Genomic DNA, 18374 nt, shown 5'->3' on the forward strand with positions numbered 1-18374 from the left:
CCCTTGGCAAATGTTTCCGGATTTGTAATTCTACATCCATTGCTCTATCTACCTTGTAGAGTTTTTTCTTTTCATTCTTCTACTTATAATACCCGGAGAGTGACAGAAGAGGGATACTTTGGGTGTTGGAGAGGGGTTTGGGGAGAGGTCTGCCGTGTATAAGCGGTAGCTTAAAAAGGGGGCTTTTTCTGGTTCCCAGTCGGAAACTGGGAAGGAGGAAGACTTATTCTTGTACGGAAATGGTGTAATTTCGCCGTTTCCCAGCGTCTATAGAACCCACCCAAATGCGATATCTACCAGCTTTCCAACCTGTATCTTCGACGCTGGCATCCTTACGGGAGCCAGTATCGTCGCCACAGCGAATAACGTTGGATTGCCCTCTGATTAGTAGAGTTGTGTCTTGTCCTCCGCTGTCTACTTGTATTTTTAGGCGGGGATAATCTTTCTGCAAGACTAAAATATGATCGGGATTTGGGGAACCATAACCGATACAAGGGTTTCGAGAGCGATCGCGATTTGCAATTGATGTCAGCGAAAAAGAGCCACCAGTGTAACCTGTCGCAACCCTTCTGGCGTTTCTACCCTCGGCTGACATGATTAAATTATCAAAATTTGCTTCTTTCGCTAAAACGGCTGTAGCGCTTAAGGCTGAGATTAAAGCTAAACTACCCATAACTCTGAATCGCTGCATTGCAAGTACCCTCCTTTTCAACCACGGATTTAATTTTCTACCCGCAGGTGAGTACGAGTACAGATAAGACTACTTAATGTTTTAATCAAGTTTATGCAATTTGTGGTTGGCACAAGTGACACCTATTTGTCTGCCACATCTATAAAGTTTTTCGTCGAAAAAATGCTCAGTGAACGAGAAGGAAAAAGAACTTTTTATATCGTTTTAGTTTAGGAGGGTTTTATGCCACTGGTTATCTTGACTGTGCTAATGTTAACCGCCAGTTGGATATTTTCGCAAATTCTAGTTTTGTGGCCTTTGAGTATCTTAAATTTGGTATCTATACCTAACTGGTTGATTCTTACAACTCTGGTGCTGTTATTCGTTTGGTGCTTTGGGGAATAATATTTTTTAGCCTCTCATCCCTTCTCTATTTGTAGTGAGAAAGGGATGAATGCTTAAGAATCAGTTAGCTCTTAGCAGTGGCTAACTCATGCTCAACCTCGGCATCTGATACTTGGGGCAGGAGAACCTCCTGTTCCGTGTATGGTAGGGAATGGGGACTCTGGAAAGTATTTTGAGCGTCGGTTTTTTGACACGCGATCATGGTTTTGACGTGTTGGTCTTCGTCATCCCGAATGTTGACAAAAACATCATAAAGGTTGTCAACTACAGGCCGTCGAGATTCAGGTACTACACCAGTTTGAAACTCATCAAATAGGTAGAGATCGCCGTCGCGGTAGTAGTGAATTGCTACTTGTGGTGCAGGTTGCGCCTTTAGTTCGGCTTCATGCTCTTGCAAGAACGTCGCGTAGGTATGGTAGGCGTGTTCTTCCACCATTTCCATGAAGTTGTAGGCGGTGCGGGGTGAAACGATATAAAGTGCTACAACTACCCAGTAGTAAATTAGGGCTGTAGTTCGGGCGAGAGCGCGATCGCTCCAATGCTGGTTCCCACCCAAGGATTCCATAATCAGCAGGTGGTGCAGTTCGTTCCAAGATTCGGCAAAGTGAATTTTCAGCCAGTCAGCTTTTCGCCACCATCCCATAGTTTCGTAGAGGTGCAAGACTGACAAAAAGGAAAAGTAGGGGACGCGAGCCACTGTTTCTAAAACGTAGAAGCGTTGATAAGGGCGATCGCGATAGAGCGTGTTGATAACAAACACTAACACGCTAACGAGAAATCGAATCATAAAAACTCTCGCAGGAGTGATAAGGATGGCTGAAAATTCAGCCTGGAGGAAGATGTAGTGTTGTTAGCTTTCTTTCTCTTACTTTGATAGTAGCGATTCCCATGCTGAAGGGCATCGTCTGAGTGAGAGAATTAGGGTGAGAATACCGAATAGTATAGTTCGGGTGGAGCAAGGTTGATTCCTCCCGAAAACCTGGGGTTAGGTTTTACATCATCAGGCTCAACTGAGAGCCATTCTGGGTTTTATACACTTCGATGCGGGTTTGGAAGGCTTCTTTGAATTGTGGCATATGGGTGACGGTGAGAATGCAAGCGAAGTCAGGAGAGATGGCGTTTATCGCCGCAATTAAGCGATCGCATCCTTCTGCGTCTTGGGTACCAAATCCCTCATCAACGATCAGCATTTGCAAAGCTGTTCCTGCACGTTGTGCTAACATCTTTGCTAACGCCAGACGAATTGCAAAGTTAATCCGAAATGCCTCACCCCCAGAGTAAGTTTCATAAGGACGGGTGCCACGAGCATCAGCAATTAGAATATCTAAGGTGTCAATTAATTTTGCAGCTTTTTTAGCGGATGAGCGTCCACTACGTCCGGCTTTTTGAGTTACAAATTGGACGTGTAATTGATTACCACTAAGCCGAGAAAGTAGAGAATTTGTCTCAGCTTCTAACTGTGGCAACACGTTTTCAATCATCAAAGTTTGGATGCCGTTTTTACCAAAAGCTTGCGCTAACTCTTGATAAACTCGATATTGCCGTTGGGTGGTTACGTGCTGATTTTTGAGGTCTGCGTGCTGAGTGCTGAGTTGTTCTAGATGTTGTTGTTGTTGTTGTAAGCTTCCTAACTGCCGTTGATGGTCATTTTGTAACAGTTGCCGCTGGTGTATCTGCTGTTCTAAATCTCGAAGTTCGCCTTTAGTATCTGGTGTTTGTTGCAATTGTTGAACAATGGCATCCATTTGAGAGGTCATTTGTTGCAAGTCTTGCGATCGCATTTCCAAAGACTGCGCTAAATCTTGCGATCGCTGTCTCACCAGAGGATATTGCTGCTGTGATTGTTGAAGTTCTTGATAGCGGAATTGCCACGCCTGCGCCTGACGTAAAGCTTTTCTCAGGGTGTCATGCTGCGAGCGCTCATAACCAATTTCCGCCATCTGCTGATTCAGAGCTTCTATCTGTCGAGATAAATCGGAATTAACTTGTAGCTGCTGAATTTGCGATCGCAGATGAGCAATCTTCGCTAATAATTCTGGTTGTTGTGCGTCTATTTGTGCTTCTCGTCGCTGTGCTTGTTTGATTTCTGCTTGTTTAATTTCTGCCCAACGCCAACGATCTACCTCACCTCTAGCTAAGGCATGATCTTGCTCATTATATTTAAGTTGTTGCAATTGTTGGTCAAGGCGGTGCAGTTCTTCTTGTTTATCGGGAGCATAGTCGTTGGAAGCAAGCGATCGCTCAATTTGCTCTTTTTCTACTAAAATCTGTTGCAGACGAGTCTGGATTTCAGCCATAGCTGAGCGTTCTGCTGCCAGTTGTCCGCGTTGTTCCCGCAAAGCATCGTAGTTGGCAAGTTCTTGAGATATTTCCTTTAACTCACGAGTAAGCGTTTGTAACTGATACTCGCATAAAGCTATTTGCCCGTCTACATCCCAAATTTGATCTTGAACCGCTTGTTCCTGACTTTGGGTTTTTTGCACTACCAATTGCCAGTGATGTTCATCCAGTGCGCGATCGCACAGCGGACAACTAGAATTAGGATTCTGGATCAATTGCAGCTTTTGGGCTAATTCTGTGAGTTTATTTTCCCATTCCCGCTGATTTGCTTGCAAGCGATCGCGGAAACTACGCTGATGCAATTCTTTTTCTTGCACTCGTTCCTGATAAACTCGCTTTTTGTCGAGTTGCTGAATTTGTCCTTCAACCTGCTGCAATGTTTCTTGCAGTTTGGGTTGGCGTTGTTGCTGTTTTTGCAGATCGCGAACTGACTTGCGGAGTTCTTCCAATCTGGCAGATAATCGAGCGTGGACGCGATCTAGTTCAGTTTGCACCTGTGTGCGACGTTGCACCAGGGGAGCCACTTGCACTTGTAGCTGATCTAGATGACTTAAATAAGCTCGCGCTTGCTGTAATTTTTGCAACCCGGCTTCTACTTCTTCCGTGCGGCTCAAGATTTGTTGTATATCTGCTCTAGATTGCCGCAAAGCATCAAGTTGCCCTTGCTCTTGTCTGAGTTGTAAATTAAGCTCGTTAATTTGTTCGCTTAGCTTTTGCTGTAGTTTGCCGAGTTGTTGTTGGGCATCTTGGTAAGCTTGAGATTTAGAAGTGAGAGTTTCTTCCTGAAGTTGCAAGCCTTGAAAATTGGCGTAACCAGCTAAGATTTCGTCTTCTTTTTGGAGTAAATTTTCTAATTGCCGTTGTTGCTGTTGAGTTGCGGCGATTTCTTGGCGATAGCGATCGCAATCTTGATTAAGATTTTGATACTGCTGCTTGATAAAACTCAGTTGTTGTTCAAAAGTTTGCCGCTGATGCTGCTGGGCAAGCAAACCTTGAACTTTACCATTATCAATAGTTTGGGCTTGTTGCAACTCGCTCAACTGAGTTTCCACAGAGGAGAGTTGGAGAGCGATCGCATCCCGTTGTTGCAGTTTTTGGTCTATCGAGAGCAAACTCTGCTCTAACTGCTCCGCCTGCGCTTTATACTGTTTAGACGCATCCTTCGCCTGTTCTGCCAGTTCCTCATACTGAGACAGCTTCAGCAAATCAGCGAGAATTTGTTTTCGCTCATTCGGACGCTTGAGCATAAACTCGTCCGCCTTACCTTGACGCAGATAAGCCGAATTCACGAAGGTCTCGTAATCCAACTTCAGGTGATGTATTATCATCTGTTGCGTCGCCCGCATTCCTCGCCCAGTCAAAGAGCGAAAATCGTTGGAACTCTGTACCTGAAATTCTAGAGATCCACCCTGTCCCCGCTGACGAGTCCGAATCACCCGATAAGTTTGCTTATTGCATTGGAAAGTGAAATCAACGCGAACTTCTTTAGCACCAGCATTGATAGCATCATCTTCTGTAGCTGCACGACATTCTCCCCAAATTGCCCAGGTGATAGCCTCTAGAAGGGAAGATTTACCCGCACCATTAGAACCACAGATGCAGGCTGTATGCAAGCCGCTAAAATCTAAATTTGCCTCGCGGTAGCTGAGGAAGTTTTTGAGAACCAGTTGCAGTGGGATCATTCAGGGTAAAGCGCCGTACCTCTTATTTAGAAATAGCAGTACATCTGCACTATTGCCTAGTTTAACGGTTGAAAATAGGATTTTTGCGATAAATTTGCCAATTTGCTCTAAAAATATTTGCCAAATAAAATTTAAGGGCTATAAAAACGAAGTCCGCCTGCGCGGACTTTAGGAAGGCAAAATTATCACAATATACTGAGGACAAATGCTAAAGCAGCAGTAATTTCTTGCATTGCTGCGTCAGAAAGAGTCCCCAGTTGTCGGATGAGTCTGGCTTGCGAAAGCGATCGCACTTGAAAAGTATCTGCTACTGAAAGTTTACTCAAACCATTTTCTGCGTTAGGTTCCAGCCGCACCATCCAGTCTCGATCTGCATATCGCTCCTGCCATTTGGTAATTGGAACAATAACTTTGAGTAGCAAAAATCCAACAGAATCTTTACTCACTATCACTGCTGGACGAATTTTCCCGATTTCATCGCCAATTATAGGATTGAAACTGACTAGCCAGACTTCGCCTCTACGCATTAGTTTTTACCTCAGCGTTAAGAGCTTCAAGTAATTCTTCCTCAGAGTCATAATAAGGTTCACTGTCAGGCGACCATAGATCGTGTAGCGCACCTCCAGGCATATAATCTGGGATTGCAGCCTCAGCAGCTGCACTGAGTTGCTTTTTCTTCTCAGCTATTATCCGCGCCTTGTCTTCTATTTCTTCCCGCATCATCCGCGAAGCAGCTTCGATGATTTCTAAGCGTTCTTCGGTTGTCATCTGCTTGAGTGCTGCCAATATTTCTGTTCTTGTCATCGGATTTACTTGTGGGTTAGGGGAATGCGATCGCTCTTTCAAGGCTACGTTACGCGATCGCATCACACCCATCATCCTAGAAAAATTCAAACCCGCGCAGGCGGGTTTCGTCTGTGTAGCCGCGAATTCCATTCGCCGGGTTGATTATTTGCGCGATCGCCATTTGATGTAGAGACAAAACCACAACACCGAAATCCGGCGTCTGATAGCCTTACTTTTTTTAAGCTTCCGAAAGCCTGCCTTAGCTGACTCTTCAATTAGCATTACAGCCAAGACTTGGAGGATAAAGTAGAGTGTGCCAGTTAGCATTACGTTAGGGAGCAAGTTTCAATCTTGTCTCTTTCATCATCTGAAGCCGAAGTTTGCGATCGCTTGTATGCGCTGTATGCGTTGTATGCGTTATCAAAGAAACATTAGCGTTTTGTGGGTAGACAATGGCAAAGCGATCGCTCCGGGCATCTTCAGAAGGCATTCAGAAAGCCAAAAGTGTTGTTAAAGACAAAGGCTGGACGCAAATAGAGATTGGAGAACAAGTAGGAACGACTCGCCAGCCTGTGAGAAAATTTTTAACGGGTAAACCGATTGAGCGTCCTACATTTCTCGATATCTGCTGTTTACTGGATCTCAATTGGGAAGAAATCGCTGAACCTGAAGCAGAGGAGCAGAATCAGAAAAACAGCATTGATATTGATGCCCTAGTGCAAGAAGTACGCGAAAAGATACAACCCATTATTCAAGGACGCTGCGGGACAATGCGCGTGCTGGATATGGCTCACCCCATTGGGTTGAATGATATCTACACCAACGTCAACATTCTAGAGAAAATTACTGGGCGCAGACGCAAAGAGATTGCTGAGTTATTGCAAGAGTGCAACTTTAAGGATGTTGAGCGCTTTGGACTAGGCAAAATTACTGAAAAACGAGTGCCAGGACTAGAGGCGGTTGAGAAATATACCAAGCTGATGATTTTGGGAAAGCCCGGAGCAGGTAAAACCACATTTTTGAAATATCTAGCGATGCAGTGCATAGGGGGTGAGTTTCAGGGTGATCGTGTGCCGATTTTTGTCACCCTCAAAGACTTTGCTGAAGCCGCTAATAAACCGGGATTATTGGAATACATCACTCAGCAATCCGTGGGTTGCGGGGTTATCGAGACAAGGGATATCACGTCTCTACAAGATGTAATTGAATGTGGCAGGGCATTGATTTTACTCGATGGGCTGGATGAAGTTAGAGAGGAAGACAATAAGCGCCTCTTAAAGGAAATTCGTGATTTCTCCGATCAGTATTGTGAAAACCACTTTGTGATGACCTGCCGAATCGCAGCGCGGGAATATACATTTGAGAAATTCACAGAGGTGGAAGTTGCTGATTTTGATAGTGAACAAATTGCCACCTTTGCCACTAACTGGTTTAAGAATAAAGCTGTAAAAGCAGAGACTTTTATCGAACGTCTCGAAGAAAATGAGCGGATCAACGAACTTGCCGCAAGTCCGCTACTGCTGACGCTCTTATGTTTGGCATTTGAAGAGTCAGGGGATTTTCCGGCGAATCGTTCTGAACTATACAAAGAAGGGCTGGATGCGCTGCTGAAAAAATGGGATGCCAAGCGCGGGATTCAACGCGATCAAGTTTACAAAAAGCTATCCGTCCAGCGCAAGGAAGATTTGCTCAGCAAAATTGCCCTAATTACCTTTGAGCAAAGTGACTATTTCTTTAAGCAGAAAGTGGCAGAGCAATACATCACAGATTACATCCGTAATTTACCCGATGCCAATACTGACCCGGAAGCACTGCAACTGGATAGTGAGGTAGTTTTGCGCTCAATTGAATATCAACACGGGCTATTAGTGGAACGGGCTAAAGCGATTTATTCGTTTTCCCATCTAACATTTCACGAGTATTTCACTGCTAGAGAAATTGTTGTTGTAAAACAGTCATCAGAGGAAGTGTTGCAAAGTCTAGTTAATCACATTACTGGAAAACGCTGGCGAGAAGTTTTCTTTCTAGCGGTTGGGATGTCGTCAAGTGCAGATCGTTTACTACAGTTAATGAAACATCAAGTTGATAGGATTGTAGCTGCTGATGAGAAGTTGCAGCAGTTCCTAATGTGGGTAAGTAAGAAATCTCTGCCAGTCCAAATTCCATATAAGTATAAGTCAGCAGCAGTCCGCGCTTTTTACTCCGCCCGCGGCCGCGACCTCGCCCTCGACAGCGCCCGCGCCCTCAAACGCACCCTCGACCGCGCCCTCGACCCCCACCGCGTCCTCGCCCGCGCCCGCGCCCTCAAACGCACCCTCGACTTTGACCTCGACCTCGACCTCGCCCTCGACCCCCACCGCGTCCTCGCCCGCACCCATGCCCTCGACCTCGACCTCGACCTCGCCCTCGACCTCGCCCTCGACCTCGCCCTCGACAGCGCCCGCGCCCGCGCCCGCGCCCTCGACGACGTCCTCGACTTCGTCCTCGACCGCGCCCTCGACCACGCCCTCGATAGCGAGCCAGAACTAAAGAACTCGCTGCAACAGCTTACAGATCAATTACCTAAATGGGAAGACTGGGCAAAAAATGAGCAATGGTGGGAAGCTAACGGTAAAGCTTGGACTGAGCAATTAAGAGCCGTGATGATTAAGTATCGTAATATGGGTCACTACTGGCAGTTCAGCAAACAACAAAAGGAATTATTTAAGCAGTATTACGATGCTAATTTGTTGCTGGTGCAGTGTCTGAATAGCGATTGTTATGTAAGCCGTGAGGTGCGGCAGGAGATAGAGGATACGTTATTGTTACCCATAGCAGAAATTGAGCAACGAAAAAGAGGATTAATGTAACGCGATCGCATTCTTTCTCCACTTCACCACAAAACGCGATCGCCCTCATGGTAGGTGTAGGGTATCCAGTACGTTGAGGATCGGGTATTGCGGTTAGCTTGGTTTTATGCGTTAGCTACCCTGTAAATAGGCGTTGGTGATGTTGCCTTTGAAAGCGCGAACGACTTTCGTCGCGCTTGCGCTTCGCGTCTTGAAAACACCTGTTGAGGGCGGGTAAGATGTCCACCTCATACGACTTATAGGCAATCGTCTTCTTCTTGCTCCTATATCGGTTAAATTGTCAAGAAACAATCTCACCAACAAGCCGTCCCTACATATAACCGCGTAAATACTGAGAGTGTTTTCTATGACTAGCTGGAAATCTACAACTGCTGCACTCATGGCACTAACCATCACTACTGGTGTAGCTGCCCCAACACTTATCGCAACTGCGCCTGCGGCTGCACAATATTATGAATATCCCACAACTCCAGTCACCCTCGCATCTGGAACCAGGATAGCCGTCAGGTATGACAAAGCCAATAAAATCGTCGTTACCCCTACCGAAACTGCACCTGTAACTCTGAGCGTGGCAAGCAACGTTAAAAGCTCTAGCGGTGCCATTGTAATTCCTGCTGGAACTCAGGTTGTTGGTCAACTACGCCCTGCTCCTAATGGGAAAGGTTCCCGATTTGTTGCCCAGGAATTAGTGTTTTCCAACGGTAAACGGGCGCGTATCAATGGTGCTTCTAAAATAATTACCAGAACCCAACAGGTAGGTCAGGGAAGCAACACCGGTTCTATTTTCAAAGGTGCTGCCCTTGGTGGAGCAGCTGCGGCCGCGATCGCTGCTTTGACTGGCGACAAAGCGCTTGCTACTGAAGAAATCCTCGGCGGTGCTGGCTTGGGTGCTTTGGGTGGGCTGTTTTTCGGACAAAGAAAAGTTGATGTTGTAGTTATTGACCCCAACACCGATTTGAATGTGACCTTGCGTTCTCCTGTAGCACTGCGCTAACCAGGGAAAATGCAAAAATGCCAGAGTAAAAATCCCATAGATAAATCTAGAGAATTGAAAAAAGACACCTAATAAATTAGCGAAAAGTGTCTGTTTTCAATTCTTTCTTTATCGGCCTATATTTATTAGGTGCGACTAGACCAATATGGATTTTATAACTTTTGCCTTTTTTCTTTTTCCTTTTTTATGGCTTGCCCAGACCAGGGTTTTCCTCTTTTTTAACATCAGGCACAATATCCGGACGCTCTTTATCTTCCCAACCCACAGGACGCTTAGAGTTGTACCAAGCAACCGAGCCAATAGTTACAGCAGCAATAAAACCAACTGCGTACACAGCAGTAGCCGAAACTGGAAAATGAGGCCCACTAGCAGCAGCAACGTCCATAAGTAAACTCATTTTTTGTAATCTCCTTATCGATTTTTGGTTATCGTACCAAACTTAAGAGACTCCTCTATCACCCTTGAGTTTGATCCCCAGAGTAGAGGATAAGGGAGAGCCTGAATTCAAGTTCTCCCTCAGCCCCTCAGCTGCTCAGCTTCTCTTGCCAAGATGCCTACTCAGGACTTAGGCAGTTAATTAGTGAATGCCTAATTCTGTCGTAGGGGCATGGTAATGCCCATTGGTGTCAACTTAAGCCCTGGCGAATGGAATTCGCGGCTACAAAAACGAAGTCCGTTTGCCTTGGCTAACGCCCTGATCAAGATTCTTATAACCCGCGCAGGCGGGCTTTGTTTGTGTAGCTGCGGTTTCAACCGCCAAGCTCTTCTTAAATTGACACCGATGGGCATCGCCATGCCCCTACAGCGTGTTGACGTGCCTAAGCCCTACTACTGTGAAGAACTATCCTTCCTAGCAGCTGGTGGTGCTGGTGGCGCAGCGGAGTTGTACTCCCTTCTGGGTGCGCGTGGTGCTGGTGGCTGAGAGCTTGGCGCTGTTTGTCTGCTCCTCCGTCGGCGGCGAGAAGTCGAGGAAGTTGAGGAAGTCGATTCTGATGACCTGCGGCGATAACTACTACGCCGCACTGGTGTTGACTCCTGCGATTGTGTGTTTTGTGAACTACGACGACGGCGGCGATTGCTGCGCGTAGGCGTTTCTTGAGTTTGCTGGCTCTGAGAATCTGTGTTTTGTGAACTACGACGGCGGCGGCGATAGGTGCGTGTGGGTACTTCTTGAGTCTGGACTTCTTGGCTGCGTCGCCGCCTCCGGCTGGAGCGAGTCTCGCCGGAGCTTTGTACACTGTTGCTTTGGTAGGTGTTACTGCGGCTCCGGCTACGCCGGGGAGTTTCGTTGCTGGAGTTGTCTTCGCTGTATGTACGGCGGGATCTTCTCCGTCGGGGGGTTTGAGTTTGCTCGTCGTTGTCGCTTTTATCTGTCTTTATAGGCCCAGAATAGCTGCTTCGAGGCTTGATTGGCTTGACCTCGATTTGGGGTTTGCGCCCTTCTAATTCGGTAGGTCGAGGGGGAAACTTCTCGATGGGCATCCCTTCTACAACTTTCTCCATGAACTCGTGCCAGGTGTAGGCGGCTGTGGTGCTGGCACCCCAAGTTGGTTTGTTGTTGTCATTGCCTAACCAAACACCAGCAACCATTTGCGGAATGTAACCAATAAACCACAGGTCGCGGGCTTCGTCAGAGGTTCCGGTTTTGCCAGCGACGGGGCGATCGCCTAAAGAGGCGGCTTGACCTGTACCCTCGTTCACAACACCCCGCAGCAGCCAAGTCATGATGGCAGATGTGTCTTCTTGTAAGACGCGCTCTGATTTAGATTTGGCGTTGTAAATTACGTTGCCGCGTCGGTCGAGAACACGGCGGATGCCAAAGGCTTTTGTATGTGTTCCGTTGGTGGCAAAGGTGCCATAAGCGCTAGTTAGTTCCAACAGGTTGACTTCGGAGGCACCTAAAGCTGTGGAGTAGGTGGGTTTGAGTTCTGATTCAATTCCCATTTTGCGTGCCAGTTGGATCGTTGGTTCCCACCCGACATCTACCAAAACTTTGACAGCGACTACATTTATTGAGCTGATCAGGGCATCTCGCATGGAGATCCAGCCTCGGTGGGTTTCGCTGTAGTTTTTGGGGCTATAGCCGTCTACTTTGTAAGGTGAGTCTAGGTAGCCGCGATAGGGAGTAAATCCGGCTGCCATTGCTGTTGCATAGACAAATGCTTTAAATGTAGAACCAGGTTGGCGCTGTGCCTGGGTGACGCGATTAAATTGTTGTTTGAAAAAGTCTTTTCCCCCGACCATTGCCTTAATTTCTCCGGTACGCGGATCGATGGCAACTAGGGCAGCTTGTTCAAAGTTTTGACCTCTTCCCGTGTTTTCTATGGTTTTTTTGACTGCTTCTTCGGCTGATTCTTGCCACTCTGGGTGCAGGGAGGTTTCGACAGTTAAACCGCCGACTTCCCGCGCTTGTTTAGAAACGTATTTGGGCAGTTCCTGTTGGATGTATTCGGTGAAGTAGGGGGCGAATCTTTCGAGGCGTTTGGGAGGACTCGCTTTTGTAATTAATGGGGAAGCGATCGCTTTGTCGGCTTCTTCTGCTGTAATGAAGCCACCCTCCTGCATCCGTTTTAATACCAAATTTCGCCGCTCTTTGATAACTTGGGGGTTCTTCAGCGGCGAATATTCATTGGGTGCTGGTGGTATTGCGGCTAGCGTTGCCATTTCCGCCAGGGTTAGCTCATACACTGGCTTAGTAAAGTAAACCCAAGCCGCATCTGCTACTCCATAAGCACCTTCTCCCAAATAAACCAAATTCAGATAACGTTCCAGAATTTGATCTTTGGTGTTTCCGTTCTCAATTTTTTGTGCAGTACGAACTTCTTTGAGCTTGCGCCAGACGCTACGCTCTTGATCGAGGAAAACCATCCTCGCTAGTTGTTGCGTAATAGTGCTAGCGCCTTCGACGACATCTCTGGCTACCAGGTTAGAAACTATTGCTCTCCCAACGCCCTGATAATCTACCCCTTGGTGTTGGTAAAAGCGTCTGTCTTCTATGGCGATGAAGGCTTGTATCAGCTTTTTAGGAATTTTGTCAATTTTTAGAGCTTCGCGGGTAGTGGGGCCAATTTGCTGGAGTATTTTGCCGTTAGAGGCTTTAATGGTCAAAGTCTCTGGGCGCATTAAAGTTAATACATCGCCAGTATCGGGTAAGCTGCTTTCAAAAGACGACCAAGCAACACCCAGCGCGATCGCTCCTCCTCCCACACCCAAGCCGATCCAAAATCGCTTTTTGTGATGAAGGGGATTTTCTCCCGTGAAAGGCTTTTTGATAACTTCCAACTGCTGGACAGAGAAGCGCTTCATCCGCAAGAGACTTCGCTTGATTTCCCGCCGCCGTCGCAATGTCTGTTTATCTACCTTCTCTGGGTTATCTGGTTGTTTATCAATCTTAGGCGTATCGACTGGTTCAGTTGATACTCCTGCATTGAACTTGCCTGATATATCCTTCAGCCTTGAGATGAACTTTGCCACGTCAACTCCTTAATCACACCACAAGCCCTGCTACTACTCGCCCTTGTTCTTGCTTATTGTAAGGCTTGGGATCTGAATTTGCCTCTTATATCCAAGACTATAGTTTACAATTATGCACCCTGTGAACTGCACTTATTGAGCATAACCAGAATGCGATCGCATTTTGTGATGTAGGTAATTTTCCGGTTTCTTATATAGCGGCTGTGTAGTTATAGTTTCCTTTACATCCGGTTTGATCCTGCAACTTGACTATATATGTATCAACAGTTTCCCAGCCAAACAGAACATTTTGCTATCCTGAAGTCCAAGTATCAGGCAACTAATTATACAGAATCCTCTCCTTCTAGTCTGCTCTATCTCATCCTAAGAAAAGTTGACTTAGAAATAAAAATTACTGATATTGAGTTGAATTGGCTTAAAGAGCATCAACTTTTAGCAACACTTAAAATTATCTTGTGGGAGCAACTTAGGGAAGAAGAACCTATAAAACTACAATATGAATTCTCGCAACTCAATGCTAAGTATCAAGTTAACCTCCTGAATTCACAGCTAGATAGTCCACTATACCCGATTCTTTGGAAGCTTGAATCAGAAAATCAGTTAGCTGAAGAAGAAATTGTTTGTTTGAGAAATTTTAAATCTTTTAAAACGGTAGCTATCGCTGAAGAAATGGGGCGTTTCGCTACACTGAAGTCTAAGTATAAAGCCACTCAACACCAAGATCCATCGCCTGATAGTCCGCTGTACCAAATTTTAAAGCTTATAGACACATCAGAACGATTAAGCGATATAGATGTTAACTGGTTGAACAAACACCAACTCTTTGAACCCCTGAAAGTTTTCCAGCAACAAGAGGCGGTTAGAGAAGGTGAATTTGCACAGCTAAAGGATAAGTATAAAGCCGCTCATCCAGATACATCTGTTTCTAGTCCTCTGTATCCAATTTTGCAAAATCTTGAATCAGACAAGTTGCTAACTGATTCAGAAATAGAATGGTTGAAACAACATCAACTTAGTGAGACTATTGAGATTGTTCAAGAGCTAGAACAGAAGCGGGAATTTGCAGCTTTGAAAGTCAAGTATAAAGCAACTCAAGATGAAGATTCATTTCCCTCTAGTCACTTGTACAAACTTCTCAAAAGAATTGAATTAGGAAATCCGCCATATGAACAGGATATTAACTATCTAAAAAAGCGTGAGCTTACAGAAACAATTGCGATCGCTAACGAAAAATACGCTTCAGATTTGAAGTTAAAAATAGAATCAGGCAATGAGTTGAGTGAGTCAGAGATTGACTGGCTGAAAAATAATGGTCGCGAAAATATTATAATTTTCGCTCAACAACAACACTTTGCAGCGCTGAAGGTCAAATATCGTATTCTAGACCCTAGAAATGGATTACCTCTCGAACCATTTTATACAATCATGCAAAAACTAGAAAGAGAAGAGCGGCTAGATCCTATAATGATTGTTCAATTGATAGAAGAGGAACTTCTCTCACGTCATGGAAAGATTGCTAAGGCTCACTACCGACTTGAAGCACTTTTTAATGAACAGGAATTTAAGCGCACTGGCAACAAATGGAACTTACCCAACGCTAGCAGTCATTGGCGCAAGGCAGATGAACCTCAACGAGCATTGCAAGTAACAAACAACTTGGACTTCGGCACAATCAAAGAAAATAAACTCAAGTCAGCATTGCTAACAACAAGAGGCGGGACATTCCGAGATATTGATAAATTAGAGAAAGCGGAAGATTGCGCTAGGAAAGCCATTGAGTACCAGTCTAGTAGTCATCACCCTTACACTTTAATGGGTGCAATTTGTTATGAGCGTCATCAATATTCAGATGGTGATTATTGGTTCAATGAGGCAATCAAACGAGGAGCTGAACCTGAAGACATAGATGATGAAATCAAGCGCGTAGTTAAAAATACTAATAACGATGACAAGCGCCAAGAAGTAGTAGAGTATCTGTTGAAAAAAGACCCAGTACGTTACGCTTGGGCTAAGTCTTATCTGAAGTAGTCTAAAAACAACAACGGGCGTATCTCTATTTTTTAGCCCACCTCCTAAAGAATCTGCCTACACGAACAAAGACCGTATTTGCAGTCTTAAAAGTCTGCGTAGGCAGGCTTAGATTGTGCGGTTGCGACTTCAGTCGTAAGGCGTTTTAAATGGACGCTTCAAATATAATTGTCAACTACAGAATATAAATGGACTTTATTACAATCTTGGGCTTGTTCGCAGCTACATTAACTACCATTGCATTCTTGCCACAACTTTTTAAAATATGGTACTCGAAATCAGCAAAGGATGTGTCTTTGGAAATGCTAATTATTTTCTGTAGTGGCGTTTTTCTGTGGCTGGTGTACGGAATTTATCTTCAAGCTTTACCAATAATTATCGCGAACTTACTAACCTTAATTTTTAATCTTATAATTCTATGGTTTAAAATTAAATATAGATGAAATGTTATGCTGACGCTTAATTTGCCTGTGATGACCGGAGTATTTGCTGCTGAACGTCTTTTATTTACACCTGCAACGCCTGACAACGATGCTATACCTACAATATTTGGCTTCCCAAATGAGTATAGCGTTGGCATCACTAGCCTCGGCTATCAGGTGGTGTGGGCGACTTTGGCAATGCGCTGCGATGTGCAGGTGAGTCGCCTGTTTACGGATACCCAGGAACAACTGCCGAGAAATCCAGAATTAGTCGGTTTTTCTGTTTCTTGGGAACTGGATTATGTAAATATCCTCAATTTACTGGAATCGTTAGAAATTCCCACTCGCGCTGCTGCCCGTTCTGATAATCATCCCCTAGTATTTGGTGGAGGCCCAGTATTAACTGCTAATCCCGAACCTTTTGCTGACTTTTTTGATGTGATATTGCTAGGAGACGGGGAAAATCTGCTGCCAAATTTCATTGAAGCTTACAAGGAAGTTCGACAAGCTGATAGACAAACTCAGTTGAAGCGTTTGGCGCAAGTTCCGGGAATTTATGTTCCCAGTTTGTATGTGGTGGAATATCACAATGCAGATGGTTTAATAAAGTCGATTCAGCCAGTAAATGAGGCAATTCCCTGTCGGGTAGAAAAGCAGACTTATCGAGGTAATACTTTGTCTGCTTCGACCGTAGTAACAGAAAAGGCGGCATGGGAAAATATCTACATGGTGGAAGTGGTACGCAGTTGTCCGGAGATGTGCCGTTTCTGTCTGGCAAGTTACCTCACTTTACCTTTTCGCACGGCTAGTTTAGAAGATTCGCTGATTCCGGCAATTGAGCGCGGGTTGGCGGTGACAAATCGGTTAGGATTGTTAGGTGCTTCTGTTACACAACACCCAGAATTTCAAACTCTGCTGGAATATTTGAGTCAGCCAAAATATGACGATGTACGTCTAAGTATTGCGTCGGTGCGGACAAATACGGTGACGGTGCAGTTGGCAGAAACTTTGGCGAAACGAGACACGCGATCGCTTACTATTGCTATAGAAAGTGGTTCAGAACGTTTGCGCCAGATTATCAACAAAAAGTTGCATAACGATGAAATCGTGCAAGCGGCGATAAATGCCAAAGCTGGTGGATTAACTGGACTGAAACTTTACGGGATGGCGGGAATTCCTGGGGAAGAACCAGAGGATTTAGACGCAACAGTGGCGATGATGCGATCGCTAAAACGAGCTGCTCCCGGTTTACGCTTAACATTAGGATGCAGTACCTTTGTACCCAAAGCGCACACGCCATTTCAGTGGTTTGGCGTAAATCGAGAAGCCGAAAAACGCCTCAAAAAGTTAGACAAGGAATTGCGACGCGAGGGTATTAACTTTCGACCGGAAAGTTATAACTGGTCGGTAATGCAAGCGCTAATATCCAGAGGAGACAGACGCTTATCTTATCTATTGGAACTGACGCGACACTACGGTGATTCTCTAGGCAGTTACCGCCGTGCTTTCAAAGAACTACGAGGACAGGTGCCTGAACTAGATTACTACGTCCACGCCAACTGGTCCCTAGAGCAAGTTTTGCCTTGGAGTCACTTAGCTGGGCCACTACCCGTGGAAACCTTACAAAAGCACCTAGCGACAGCACAGAGTTTGATGCCTGCTTAATCTAAGTTACAGCCCAATTGCCACCGCGATCGCACGGAGTAAGCTAACCTAATCGAGTAAGTAAGAACCGCAATACCACTGATGCGATCGCGAGAAAACTTTCGAGAAACTGAGAAAATGTTTTACCCTCGAAAAGTAAGCGATCGCATGGCATCCATGAAACCCGAATTTAATGGTATTGTCTCAAAACTGGCTTTAGTAGGTGCAGGGGCATTTTTATGCTTGACACCCTCTGTAGAGGCTATAACCACAACCTTCGCCTCTACCCGTACTGCATCAGTTGAACCCAGCTTTGCGATCGCGCAAGCACGGGGTCGCACACAACGCATCCGGTTTGCACCTGGTAAAAACTCAGCGCTTGTAGAGTATGGGGTAGTGCGAGGTACTAGAGATACCTATCTACTTAGTGCTAAGGCACGCCAGACAATGACACTCAGCATCACCTCATTGGAGAAAAACGCTGTTTTTGATGTTGTAGCTCCCAATGGGCGGATTATCAGGCAGGAGGCAACTAGCTGGCGCGGTGTATTGCCTGCGACGGGAGATTATAAGATTGTTGTTGGCGGAACTAGAGGTAACGCCAGCTACAAAATGCAAGTAGCGATCAAGTGATAGCTCGATTTTAGGAGATTTCCCTGCCGGACTTTGTGCTGATGGGGATTAAAGTAAATGCAAAATACATCCGAGTTTTACTGCGCCTATTGCGGCGAACCAAATGTTACTTTTATTGACCTTAGTGCGGGTGGACAACAGTCTTACATAGAAGATTGTCAAGTCTGCTGTCGCCCAAATATTTTGTATGTGCGAGTTGATGAAGACACGCTGGATATAGAAATTGATAGCGAATACGAAGGTTGAAAAGTTTTAATGTATGGCGTTCTCAAACTGGTAACGGTTGATTATTTGCATTTAGATAAGTGTCTATGTAAAAGTCTCTTTTCTAGGCGTAGAGAATACAGGGAAAGATAAAGTATAGCAATCCTATTTGAATTGTGAGGTGCCAGCCCTTCAGATACCCGACTTCTTAGAGAAGTCGGGTATCTCGCCTTCACAAGTCAT

At 45.4% G+C, this 18374-nt stretch carries 16 protein-coding genes; 8 read left to right on the plus strand and 8 right to left on the minus strand.

Annotated elements, in window-relative coordinates; all coding sequences use genetic code 11:
• Positions 1-223: 223 nt before the first annotated feature.
• Positions 224-691, minus strand: coding sequence for a hypothetical protein (locus H6F63_RS17700; protein ID WP_190638852.1), 468 nt, complete (start codon positions 689-691; stop codon positions 224-226).
• Positions 692-913: 222 nt separating this feature from the next.
• On the opposite strand from H6F63_RS17700, the gene H6F63_RS17705 reads away from it, so the two are divergent.
• Positions 914-1075: a hypothetical protein gene (locus tag H6F63_RS17705; protein ID WP_190638853.1), complete on the plus strand. Its 162-nt coding sequence runs from the start codon at positions 914-916 to the stop codon at positions 1073-1075.
• Positions 1076-1139: 64 nt separating this feature from the next.
• On the opposite strand, the gene H6F63_RS17710 is transcribed toward H6F63_RS17705, so the two are convergent.
• From H6F63_RS17710 to H6F63_RS17730, 5 genes are all read right to left on the minus strand, one after another.
• Positions 1140-1862 (minus strand): alternative oxidase, encoded by a 723-nt coding sequence (locus H6F63_RS17710; RefSeq protein WP_190638854.1) that lies wholly within the window; start codon positions 1860-1862, stop codon positions 1140-1142.
• Between the two features lie 205 nt (positions 1863-2067).
• Positions 2068-5097 (minus strand): exonuclease subunit SbcC, encoded by a 3030-nt coding sequence (gene sbcC, locus H6F63_RS17715; RefSeq protein WP_190638855.1) that lies wholly within the window; start codon positions 5095-5097, stop codon positions 2068-2070.
• 185 nt (positions 5098-5282) lie between these two features.
• The gene (locus tag H6F63_RS17720; RefSeq protein WP_190638856.1) at positions 5283-5624 is read right to left on the minus strand and encodes a type II toxin-antitoxin system PemK/MazF family toxin; all 342 of its coding nucleotides are present in this window, start codon (positions 5622-5624) and stop codon (positions 5283-5285) included.
• On the minus strand, positions 5617-6033 hold the full coding sequence (locus tag H6F63_RS17725) for a hypothetical protein (protein ID WP_199298114.1): 417 nt from the start codon (positions 6031-6033) through the stop codon (positions 5617-5619). The genes H6F63_RS17720 and H6F63_RS17725 overlap by 8 nt, the downstream gene beginning before the upstream one ends.
• A 12-nt stretch (positions 6034-6045) precedes the next feature.
• The gene (locus tag H6F63_RS17730; protein WP_190638857.1) at positions 6046-6225 is read right to left on the minus strand and encodes a hypothetical protein; all 180 of its coding nucleotides are present in this window, start codon (positions 6223-6225) and stop codon (positions 6046-6048) included.
• A gap of 110 nt (positions 6226-6335) precedes the next feature.
• Here H6F63_RS17730 and H6F63_RS17735 point away from each other — a divergent pair, with 110 nt between their 5' ends.
• Both H6F63_RS17735 and H6F63_RS17740 read left to right on the plus strand, forming a co-directional pair.
• Positions 6336-8732 (plus strand): NACHT domain-containing NTPase, encoded by a 2397-nt coding sequence (locus H6F63_RS17735; protein ID WP_190638858.1) that lies wholly within the window; start codon positions 6336-6338, stop codon positions 8730-8732.
• 346 nt (positions 8733-9078) lie between these two features.
• On the plus strand, positions 9079-9726 hold the full coding sequence (locus H6F63_RS17740) for a hypothetical protein (protein WP_190638859.1): 648 nt from the start codon (positions 9079-9081) through the stop codon (positions 9724-9726).
• Positions 9727-9910: 184 nt separating this feature from the next.
• Here the strand turns inward: H6F63_RS17740 and H6F63_RS17745 are convergent, their stop codons facing one another.
• Positions 9911-10123, minus strand: a complete 213-nt coding sequence (locus H6F63_RS17745) for a hypothetical protein (RefSeq protein WP_190440570.1) — start codon at positions 10121-10123, stop codon at positions 9911-9913.
• 431 nt (positions 10124-10554) lie between these two features.
• On the minus strand, positions 10555-13200 hold the full coding sequence (locus H6F63_RS17750; protein ID WP_199298115.1) for a penicillin-binding protein 1A: 2646 nt from the start codon (positions 13198-13200) through the stop codon (positions 10555-10557).
• Between the two features lie 255 nt (positions 13201-13455).
• Between H6F63_RS17750 and H6F63_RS17755 the strand changes: the two genes are divergently transcribed.
• The 5 genes from H6F63_RS17755 (at position 13456) to H6F63_RS17775 (ending at position 18173) form a co-directional block, all read left to right on the plus strand.
• Positions 13456-15228, plus strand: coding sequence for a hypothetical protein (locus H6F63_RS17755; protein WP_190638860.1), 1773 nt, complete (start codon positions 13456-13458; stop codon positions 15226-15228).
• 188 nt (positions 15229-15416) lie between these two features.
• A complete protein-coding gene (locus H6F63_RS17760) occupies positions 15417-15671 on the plus strand; it encodes a SemiSWEET transporter (protein WP_190638861.1) in 255 nt (84 codons plus the stop codon).
• A gap of 27 nt (positions 15672-15698) precedes the next feature.
• Positions 15699-17315, plus strand: a complete 1617-nt coding sequence (locus H6F63_RS17765; protein WP_190638883.1) for a radical SAM protein — start codon at positions 15699-15701, stop codon at positions 17313-17315.
• A gap of 81 nt (positions 17316-17396) precedes the next feature.
• Positions 17397-17927, plus strand: coding sequence for a hypothetical protein (locus H6F63_RS17770; protein WP_190638862.1), 531 nt, complete (start codon positions 17397-17399; stop codon positions 17925-17927).
• A 57-nt stretch (positions 17928-17984) separates the two neighbouring features.
• Positions 17985-18173, plus strand: coding sequence for a CPXCG motif-containing cysteine-rich protein (locus tag H6F63_RS17775; RefSeq protein WP_190428311.1), 189 nt, complete (start codon positions 17985-17987; stop codon positions 18171-18173).
• The last annotated feature ends 201 nt before the right edge of the window (positions 18174-18374 follow it).

Origin of the sequence: Trichocoleus sp. FACHB-40 (assembly GCF_014695915.1) — a bacterium.
GTDB classification, from domain to species: Bacteria; Cyanobacteriota; Cyanobacteriia; order Cyanobacteriales; family FACHB-T130; genus Funiculus; species Funiculus sociatus.

Coding starts and splice junctions, on each gene's coding strand:
- H6F63_RS17710 (WP_190638854.1), bottom strand. CDS start 1,862: ATGATTCGATTTCTCGTTAGCGTGTTAGTGTTTGTTATCAACACGCTC.
- H6F63_RS17735 (WP_190638858.1), top strand. CDS start 6,336: ATGGCAAAGCGATCGCTCCGGGCATCTTCAGAAGGCATTCAGAAAGCC.
- H6F63_RS17755 (WP_190638860.1), top strand. CDS start 13,456: ATGTATCAACAGTTTCCCAGCCAAACAGAACATTTTGCTATCCTGAAG.
- H6F63_RS17705 (WP_190638853.1), top strand. CDS start 914: ATGCCACTGGTTATCTTGACTGTGCTAATGTTAACCGCCAGTTGGATA.
- H6F63_RS17745 (WP_190440570.1), bottom strand. CDS start 10,123: ATGAGTTTACTTATGGACGTTGCTGCTGCTAGTGGGCCTCATTTTCCA.
- H6F63_RS17700 (WP_190638852.1), bottom strand. CDS start 691: ATGCAGCGATTCAGAGTTATGGGTAGTTTAGCTTTAATCTCAGCCTTA.
- H6F63_RS17720 (WP_190638856.1), bottom strand. CDS start 5,624: ATGCGTAGAGGCGAAGTCTGGCTAGTCAGTTTCAATCCTATAATTGGC.
- H6F63_RS17770 (WP_190638862.1), top strand. CDS start 17,397: ATGCGATCGCGAGAAAACTTTCGAGAAACTGAGAAAATGTTTTACCCT.
- H6F63_RS17740 (WP_190638859.1), top strand. CDS start 9,079: ATGACTAGCTGGAAATCTACAACTGCTGCACTCATGGCACTAACCATC.
- H6F63_RS17725 (WP_199298114.1), bottom strand. CDS start 6,033: ATGGAATTCGCGGCTACACAGACGAAACCCGCCTGCGCGGGTTTGAAT.
- H6F63_RS17775 (WP_190428311.1), top strand. CDS start 17,985: ATGCAAAATACATCCGAGTTTTACTGCGCCTATTGCGGCGAACCAAAT.
- sbcC (WP_190638855.1), bottom strand. CDS start 5,097: ATGATCCCACTGCAACTGGTTCTCAAAAACTTCCTCAGCTACCGCGAG.
- H6F63_RS17760 (WP_190638861.1), top strand. CDS start 15,417: ATGGACTTTATTACAATCTTGGGCTTGTTCGCAGCTACATTAACTACC.